At 70.0% G+C, this 8,388-nt stretch carries 8 protein-coding genes; 4 read left to right on the forward strand and 4 right to left on the reverse strand.

What is annotated here, in order from left to right; translation table 11 throughout:
• Nucleotides 1–310 precede the first annotated feature (310 nt).
• Nucleotides 311–2,941: a hypothetical protein gene (locus tag ACFU95_RS48555; RefSeq protein ID WP_383843529.1), complete on the forward strand. Its 2,631-nt coding sequence runs from the start codon at nt 311–313 to the stop codon at nt 2,939–2,941.
• A gap of 252 nt (nt 2,942–3,193) precedes the next feature.
• On the opposite strand, the gene ACFU95_RS48560 is transcribed toward ACFU95_RS48555, so the two are convergent.
• Together ACFU95_RS48560 and ACFU95_RS48565 are read right to left on the reverse strand one after the other, a co-directional pair.
• The gene (locus tag ACFU95_RS48560; RefSeq protein ID WP_383843532.1) at nt 3,194–4,180 is read right to left on the reverse strand and encodes an aldo/keto reductase; all 987 of its coding nucleotides are present in this window, start codon (nt 4,178–4,180) and stop codon (nt 3,194–3,196) included.
• A 54-nt stretch (nt 4,181–4,234) separates the two neighbouring features.
• A complete protein-coding gene (locus ACFU95_RS48565) occupies nt 4,235–5,134 on the reverse strand; it encodes a helix-turn-helix transcriptional regulator (RefSeq protein WP_383843550.1) in 900 nt (299 codons plus the stop codon).
• A gap of 219 nt (nt 5,135–5,353) precedes the next feature.
• Between ACFU95_RS48565 and ACFU95_RS48570 the strand changes: the two genes are divergently transcribed.
• Genes ACFU95_RS48570 through ACFU95_RS48580 form a run of 3 tightly spaced genes read left to right on the forward strand, consistent with a single transcriptional unit; the run spans nt 5,354 to nt 7,021 of the window.
• The gene (locus tag ACFU95_RS48570; protein WP_383843535.1) at nt 5,354–6,196 is read left to right on the forward strand and encodes an SDR family NAD(P)-dependent oxidoreductase; all 843 of its coding nucleotides are present in this window, start codon (nt 5,354–5,356) and stop codon (nt 6,194–6,196) included.
• 45 nt (nt 6,197–6,241) lie between these two features.
• Nucleotides 6,242–6,649, forward strand: a complete 408-nt coding sequence (locus ACFU95_RS48575; protein ID WP_383843538.1) for a cupin domain-containing protein — start codon at nt 6,242–6,244, stop codon at nt 6,647–6,649.
• A 45-nt stretch (nt 6,650–6,694) separates the two neighbouring features.
• Nucleotides 6,695–7,021: a carboxymuconolactone decarboxylase family protein gene (locus tag ACFU95_RS48580; protein WP_383843541.1), complete on the forward strand. Its 327-nt coding sequence runs from the start codon at nt 6,695–6,697 to the stop codon at nt 7,019–7,021.
• 324 nt (nt 7,022–7,345) lie between these two features.
• On the opposite strand, the gene ACFU95_RS48585 is transcribed toward ACFU95_RS48580, so the two are convergent.
• Nucleotides 7,346–7,921, reverse strand: a complete 576-nt coding sequence (locus ACFU95_RS48585; RefSeq protein WP_383843544.1) for a hypothetical protein — start codon at nt 7,919–7,921, stop codon at nt 7,346–7,348.
• Between the two features lie 110 nt (nt 7,922–8,031).
• Nucleotides 8,032–8,388 (reverse strand): hypothetical protein (locus tag ACFU95_RS48590; protein ID WP_383843547.1); only part of this gene is annotated, 357 nt, incomplete at its 5' end.

The following is an 8,388-nucleotide window of genomic DNA, read 5'->3' on the forward strand; positions in this document are numbered from 1 at the left end:
TCCCCGCAGAGCGACCGCGGCGGGGGGGGGGCCGGTGGTGGGGGGGGGGGGGGGGGTGTGTGGTGGGGGGGAGGGGGCCACATAAGAGGCAAACGGGGGGGGGGAGGAAAGAGGGCACACCCCCCCCCCCCCCCCTCTTACCCCCCCCCCCCCGTGCTCCCCCCCCCCCCCCGACGCCGCTCGGGAGGGCATCGCGCTCACCCGGGTTCTGCTGGCCGACACCGGGCGGTCCGACCGGCGGGGGCTCGCCAAACGGATCGCCGAGGCCGCCGAGTATCTGCCCGGTGAGGAGTCCGTCACCGAGACGGAGGTGGCGGTCGCCGCGTACCGGGAGTTCCTGGCCTCCGCCCCGGACTCCACCGAAGCGCTCGGCTGGCTGGCCTGGGCGCTGTCCGACCGGCTGGCCCACCGGCAGTGGCGGGTGGGGCGGCAGGAGGCCACCCGGGCCACCGTCCGGGAGTCCCTGACCATCAGCGTCACGCTCGTCGAGCGGGCGCAGCTCGATCTCCTCCCCGGCCTTGCCCGCCGCTACCTGGTCGCCTCGGTCTATCTGCCGCTCGACGAGATGCTCACGCACACCCGGACCGCCATCGAGCTCTACCGCCGTGTCGCCGCGGCCGATCCCGCGAACGAGGGCAGGCGAAACAACCTGGTGTGGGCGATGGGCACCCTGGCCGCCCGTCTGAAGCAGGGTGGACGGATCGTCGAGGGCGAGGCCGCGCAGGCCGAGGCGGACCGTGTCCGCCGTTACGGCGCCCTGTCGCTCTTCGGCCGCGACTACCGGTTTCCGCGCAAGGCGCCGATCGCCTGTGTGTCCCGTAACCCGTCGCAGCTCGACCTCTTCGCCGTCGGCGAGGACGGACGGGCCTACAGCGTGTGGCGGAACCAGCGGTGGGAGGACTACTTCCAGGTCGGTACCAAGACCTTCCCCCCGCTCACTCCGATCGCCGGCCAGTCCCGCAACGACGACCAGATGGACATCTTCGCTGTCGGTGAGGACGGCGGCCTGTGGAGTGCCTGGTGGCACGGTGAGTGGCACGACTGGTTCCGGATCGGCCAGGAGGCCCTGCCGGCCCGCGCCCATGTCGCCACCCTCACCCGCAGCCCGGACTACATGGACGTGTTCGTGGTGGGTGACGACGGCGTCGTACACAGTGTGTGGTGGCACGGCGATTGGCGGGACTGGTTCACGCTGCCCGGCGCCGTGTTCCCCAAGGGCGCCCCGCTCGCGGCGCTGTGCCGGAACTCGGACCACATGGAGGTGTGGGCCGTCGGCGGGGACGGTGTGGTGCGCGGCGCGTGGTGGAACGGCGAGTGGCACAACTGGTACGAGCTGCCCGGCAAGACGTTCCCGCCGGGCACCCGGATCACCGCCGTCAGCCGTAACGACGACGCCATGGAGATCTGGGCCGTGGACGGCGACGGTCAGGTGTGGGGCGCCTGGTGGGACGGCGACTGGCACGACTGGTACCACCTGGAGGGCCACACCTTCCCGGGCGGCGCGCCCGTGACGGCGGTCTCCCGCGAGTCCTCGCACATGGAGGTCTTCGGCGTCGACACGAACGGGGAACTGTGGGGCCGGTGGTGGGACGGCCAGTGGCGGGACTGGTTCCGGGTCGGTGACGGCACGCTGCCGCAGGGCACACCGCTGGCAGCGGTCGCCCGTGCCCCCTTCCCGATCGGCGGCGTGTACTTCATGGACGTCTTCGGCGTGGGCGCCGACGCGGGGATCCACACCGCCATGTGGGCGCCGGGCGGTTGGCGGCGGTGGCATCGCATCCCGGTCGCCGTCCTGAAGTTCCAGCAGCCCATCGAGAGCGGTGGCGCTGCCGCGCTCGGCGGCTGGGCCGGCGTCAACATCAGCTACGACGGGCAGATCCAGTGGCACGGCCACGCCCACGACAGCGGCGCGGACGGCTACGACTTCGGCGTCGCCTTCTACGTACGCTCCGGGGACCATCTGATCGCGCTGTCGCACAACGGCAGCGTCGGCGGCACCGTCACTTCCGGCAGCCGCGACCACGACTGGGAGGAGATCCACCCCGTCAACGAGCTGGTGCTGTCCCACCTGGCGAACTTCGCCACCGCCCAGGCATCGATGAACATGCAGTACACCAGTCACATCGGCCAGACCCTGGAAGGCGTTGTCTCCCTCGCGCTGAAGTGGTTCATCGGCGGCTCGGTCGCCGGGTCCGTCACCGGCGTGGTCGTGTTCATCGGCGTCGAGATCGGCTCCCTCATCGCCACCGGCTCCCTCGAACCCGGCGCCGTCGCACTGGAGGGAGTCCTGTGGATGGCCGGGCCGAGCAACTCCCTGCTCGCCATCGCCGCGGGGGCCATCGCCGAGGTGGGTCACCGCTACCGCGAACTGCACCAGGAGGAGTACGACTTCGCCAATACGACCGTCTTCGGCGGCACGCTGCCGCCGCGCGAGGACATCCTGCTCACCGACACCGTCGGCACGCGGGGCAGCTCCGGTTACCCCAGGCCCTTCACGGTGCCGGGAGTACGCGGCAAGGTCCTCATCAACATGGGCGCGGAGGGCTTCGACGACCCGCTCTCCTTCGGCGTCGACAAGGTCGCGCACAAGCAGAGCCGACCGGGCCAGAACGTCCCCCGTGGCGAGATCTTCATCCACGAGCTTGTGCACGCCTGGCAGATCCACCGCAGCGCGTTCTCGGTGTCCCTGCTCATCGACGCACTGTCCGCCCAGTGGTCCAACGAAGTCGGCGGCCACCCGTACGAATACGGCTCCGCCGGACCCGCGTTCGCCGACTTCGGGATCGAGCAGCAGGCACAGATCGTCTGCGACTGGTACGGCCGCCACGTCAACTGGGCCCAGCCCTCCGGCTACCAGGCAACCGGCCTCGACACGCAGGACGCCCTCAACGACACCTACTTCCGCTACATCGCCGGCAATATCCGCATGGGGAAGTTCTGAAACCCAGTCGACAGCCCCCCTCTGCTCTCCTCCTGCACCAGCAGGTCGGACATGGCTTCGGACAGGCGCCGGCTGACCTGCCGGGGCCCTGCGATCGTGGGGCTCCGCTCAAGAGCCACGCGTGGCCGGGGCCAGTCAACCGTCCGAGGAGAGCCGTCGTTGTCGTCCCCGCACTCTCGTCACCGAGGAGGGCACCGATCGCTCGTCCTTGACGGTTGCGGAGGTGAGGAACACAACTGGGGCGTGGCCCGTCTACTGGTCGACCAGGTTCATGTGCATCTCGTTGTAGCGGTCGCCGCGGACGCCGATGCGGGCCGCCAGCGCGTCCAGGTCCGCCCGCTCGTCGGCGGACAGGGCGAGCTGTGTGGCGGCGGAGTTCTCCTCCACCCGTGTGATGCGGCGGGTGCCGGGGATCGGCACGATCGACGGGTGCTGGGCGAGCAGCCAGGCCAGGGCCACCTGTCCGGGGGTGGCGTTCTTCACGTGGGCCAGGGCGGTGACGTGGTCGATCAGTGCCTGGTTGGCGGCGAGGTTGTCCTGGTCGAACCGTGGGATGGTGGTGCGGATGTCGCCGTCGGTGAACGCGGTCGTGGTGTCGACGGTGCCGGTGAGGAAGCCCTTGCCGAGCGGGCTGAAGGGGACGAATCCGATGCCGAGTTCGGCGAGTGTGGGCAGGACTTCGGGTTCGGGGTCGCGGGTCCACAGCGAGTACTCGCTCTGTACCGCTGTCACGGGGTGGACGGCGTGCGCACGGCGGATCGTCGCGGTGCCCGCCTCCGACAGGCCGAAGTACCGCACCTTGCCGGCCTGTACCAGCTCCGCGACGGCGCCCGCGACGTCCTCGATCGGCACGTGGGGGTCGACCCGGTGCTGGTAGAAGAGGTCGATCGTGTCCGTGCGCAGCCGGCGCAGCGAGGCGTCGGCCACCCGCTTGATCTGCTCCGGCCGGCTGTCGAGACCGACGGACTTGCCGTCTTCGATGCGCCAGCCGAACTTGGTCGCGATGACGACCTGGTCGCGCAGAGGGGCGAGTGCTTCGCCCACGAGCTCTTCGTTGGTGTAGGGGCCGTAGACCTCGGCGGTGTCGAAGAAGGTGACGCCGCGGTCGACGGCGCCACGGATCACGGCGATCATGTCCTGCCGGTTGCCGGGATTGGGGCCGTAGCTCTGGGACATGCCCATACAACCCAGGCCGATCGCCGATACCTCAAGGCCCTGGCCGAGGATACGGGTGTGCATGGTGGCGTCTCCTTGCGGTGAGAGAGGTCAGGTGGCCGGGGGCATGGGCACGGTTCAGTGGCTGCTGGTGCGGTCCGGGTCCGCGGTCGCGGAGGCGTCCTCGGTGGCGGCCCAGGTGGCCAGCAGCCGCAGTGCGTCGTGGGCCGGGGTGTCGGGTCCGGTGCTGTAGGCGGTCAGGGTCAGGCCGGGCTGTGCGGGCAGCTCCATGGCGTCGAAGTCGAGGGTGATCTCGCCGACGACCGGGTGCCGGAAGCCTTTGCGGCCAGTGTGGTGCAGGCGCACGTTGTGCTTGGCCCACCCGGTGCGGAACTCCTCGCTGCGGGTGACGAGTTCGCCGATGAGCCCGGTCAGGTCGCTGTCGCCGGGAGCCCGTCCGGCCTCGGTGCGCAGCAGGGACACGGTCGTGTTCACGGACTGCTCCCAGTCGGGGAAGAAGTCCCGGCCGTTCGGGTCCAGGAACTGGAAGCGGGCGATGTTCACCGGACGCGGCGCGCCCTCGGTGAACAGCGGGGAGTACAGGGCGCGGCCGAGGCGGTTGACGGCGAGGATGTCGAGGCGGCCGTTGCGGATGAAGACCGGGGAGTCCGTCATGGCGTCGAGGACGCGCAGGACGCTGTCGGGGAGCGGGCCTCGGGTGCGTTTGGTACGGCGGGCGGGGCGTCGGGCGACGGCGCGGGCGAGGTCGTAGAGGTGGGCGCGTTCGGCCTCGTCGAGCTGCAGGGCACCCGCGACGGCGTCCAGGACTTCCTCGGAGGCTCCGGCGAGGTGGCCGCGCTCCAGGCGGACGTAGTAGTCGATGCTGACGCCGGCGAGCATCGCGACTTCCTCGCGGCGCAGCCCGGGTACGCGCCGGTTGCCGCCGTAGGCGGGCAGCCCGGCCTGCTGCGGGGTGATCTTGGCGCGGCGGGAGGCCAGGAACTCGCGGATGTCGCTCTCGGTACTCACGCCCTCCAGGCTAGGCGGGCCGGCGCGGGTGTGGGGGGCCCTGTCAGTACCTGGCAGCGCAGGCCCTCCCTCACCCCTTCGGCCTGGAGTTTCCTGGTGGTCAGGCGGTCGGCGGTGCTCGTCGGCCCCTCCAGGCCCGGCCCTGCACCGGCCGCCTGAAAACACTTCTGGACACAGGCGGTGACGAGCTGACCTGTCCTCCCTCGCGCGTTTGGAGTGCACCGCATCGTGAGCAAGGTCTTCTTCATCACTGGCGCCGGCCGCGGCCTGGGTGCCGACATCGCCTGCCAGGCCCTGGCCGCCGGGCATCAGGTCGTGGCCACCGGCCGCCGCCCCGAGGGCGTCATCGAGGCCCTGAGCGGCGAGCAGGACAACCTGCTGGCCACTGCCCTGGACATCACCGACCCCGCCGCCGCCCGGGCGGCCACCCGTGCGGCCGTCGACAGGTTCGGCCGGATCGACGTACTGATCAACAACGCCGCGAACTTCTACGCCGGCTACTTCGAGGAGCTCTCCGAAGGTCAGGTGCGGGCGCAGATCGAGACGAACCTGTTCGGTCCGATGAACGTCACCCGCGCTGTCCTGCCGATCATGCGTGCCCGGCGCTCCGGGCACGTCATGACGATCTCCTCCCTCGCGGGGCAGGTGGGCGGCGAGTTCACCGTCGCCTACGCCACGGCGAAGTTCGGCGTGGAGGGCTTTATGGAGTCCCTGCACCACGATGTCGAGCCGTACGGCATCAAGACCACGATCGTGGAGCCCGGCTTCTTCCGCACCGAGCTGCTGGTGGACGCCTCCACGACGTACGCGGAGCTGTCTCTCGACGACTACGCCGAGCGCACCGCCGCCACCAGGAGGGTGTGGGAATCGATGAACGGACAGCAGGCCGGCGACCCCGCCAAGCTCGCCGACGCCCTCCTCAAGGTCGCGGTCCTCGACGAGCCGCCACTGCGGTTCATCGCAGGCGACGACTGCCTGGCCGCCGTCGAAGGCAAGGCCAAGCAGCTCCTCGCGGAGGTCGACGCCTCCCGTGAACTGGGCTCCGGCCTCGCCCACGACGACGCCGTCTGACCCACCCCCACCCGCCCCACGCACACAGAAACAGAAGGAAAGATCATGGAATTCGTCAAGCAGCAGGACACCGTCAAGGCCCCCGCCGCCTGGTTCACCGGCGACGTCTGGTTCGACGTGATCTACGCAGGCCAGGAGCCGTCCCGGATGCGCGTCAACATGGTCCGCTTCTCGCCCGGCGCCCGCACCCACTGGCACTCCCACGTCCTGGGCCAGACCCTCCACGTCGTCTCCGGCACGGCCCTGATCGGCACCCGCGACGGCACCGTCTTCGAGGCCCACCCCGGACAGACCGTCACCTGCCCCCCGGACGAGGAGCACTGGCACGGCGCCGCCCCCGGCCGCTTCATGGAGCACATCGCCATGTGGGAGGGCAAGGGCGACGGCACTGACGAAACCACCTGGAACGAGCCCGTCACCGACGAGCAGTACAACCGCCCCCGCAGCAGCTGACGCACCGGCCCCGCAGACCCCTGCGGGCCAAGAAGAGGAATTCTCATGACCGACCAGCCGAAGCAGCTCGGCGGCGGACGCCGCATGCTCGGTGACTTCTCCCCGAAGCTCGCCGAACTCACCGACGACGTTCTGTTCGAGGACGTGTGGAACCGCACCGAGCTGGCCGCCCGCGACCGAAGCCTGATCACCGTCGCCGTCCTCATCGCAGGCGGCGACGCCGACCAGCTCGCCTTCCACCTCGGACGCGCCAAGGAAAACGGCGTCACCGAGACCGAGCTCATCGAGGCGATCACCCACCTCGCCTTCTATGCCGGCTGGCCCAAGGCCATGACCGCGATCACGGTCGCCAAGCAGGTCTTCTCGGAGTGAGGCCAGGGCCCAGAGCCGTTGCACCTCAGGCGGTTTCGGTACCGCGGTGGTCGTGAGCCAGCGATCCCTGGCTCACGCCCGCGGTACGGCACTTCTGAGAGGGCCGCGCGGCAGGAGCTGGCGAGCCGGCTCGAACGCTCGCCGAAGCCGAGGCCACTGCGGCGGACGACGGCCTGCCGCTGCGGCCCAAGCCCGTACGCATCCGTCGGCCCGAGGACCCGCTCACCCCCGAGGAGATCGACCTCCGCGAACGGCTCCAGGCCAGCCCCGCCCGAACACCGAGAACTGATGGGCCCGAGCCCACGACCTGCCCCGATCCCATGATCACCGGCTTAGCGTTGACCGCTGTACCGCTGTACCGCTGTACCCCGAGGCCGTTGAGCCCCGTGGGTTCAGGGGAACCGAAGCCCGTTCGGCCGCAACCGTGGGGTGGGTCGCGAGGTGGCGGGCTTCGGCCGTGACCTCGGCATCGACTTGGTCCATGCTTCTGTCGCCGTATTCGAGGACGTCGTACTCATCGTCGAGTTCAGCGAGCCGCTCGGTCAGGGGCAGCTCATGTCCGTAGCGCTGGTGAATCCGGAAAGTGAACTCCCGAGGCGTGAGCTCGCCGGCGAGCATGTGGCGTGCGAGGGCTCGGGCGGCGGCTTCTTTGCCGGCCTCGCTGGCGACCGGATAGAACGTGAGGCCGAGTTCGTCGAGTGCTGCGGGAAGCAAGTCGTGGACGTCGTAGTCCGCCTCGGCGCGCGTGCAGGCGGCGAGGATTCGGAGGCCGGGGGTGTCCAGTCCGGCGACAAGCGCATCACAGGCGGCATGGACGACATCGCTCGCGCGGATTTCCCCCATACTCCAGAGGGCGGCATGGTCCTGTAGAGCGATTGCTGCTGCTTCGGTCGACGTCACTCGCTCATGATTTCCTTCGCGGTGCGTCCCGGTCGAGCGGGTTTCATCGAAGGTGCTGTTCAGCGGCCTGTTCTCACAGACTCGTGCGATCCTGGACTGCGCCTCAACTCCTACACCCGCGAACCAGACTCCCCGGCGCGGCAGGCCCTCGGTCTCCTCGCCGGTTGGGCGAGGACCGGCACCGTCGTCCCGACCGTGAACGACTGACCCTCGACGCCTCGACGGTGCTGCACAAGCCCCAGTTCTCCAACCGCCACGACCTGGTCCGCTGGGCCCACCGCCCGTCCCCTCCCGCTGCACTCGGGGAACCGGTCACAGGACAACAGACCGTCGTCGCTCATGATCGAGGTGCTCTCGTCGATGTAGCCCGACCCGCCGTCGTACGAGACCTTGTAGCTCCCGACGTAGCCGAAGTCCGCGGCGTTCAAGTGGGGCATCGACCCGGTGAAGCCGTGAGCCCCGGGCCC

The organism is Streptomyces sp. NPDC057623, from assembly GCF_042800355.1.
Taxonomy (GTDB): domain Bacteria; phylum Actinomycetota; class Actinomycetes; order Streptomycetales; family Streptomycetaceae; genus Streptomyces.

Coding starts and splice junctions, on each gene's coding strand:
- ACFU95_RS48580 (WP_383843541.1), top strand. CDS start 6,695: ATGACCGACCAGCCGAAGCAGCTCGGCGGCGGACGCCGCATGCTCGGT.
- ACFU95_RS48560 (WP_383843532.1), bottom strand. CDS start 4,180: ATGCACACCCGTATCCTCGGCCAGGGCCTTGAGGTATCGGCGATCGGC.
- ACFU95_RS48575 (WP_383843538.1), top strand. CDS start 6,242: ATGGAATTCGTCAAGCAGCAGGACACCGTCAAGGCCCCCGCCGCCTGG.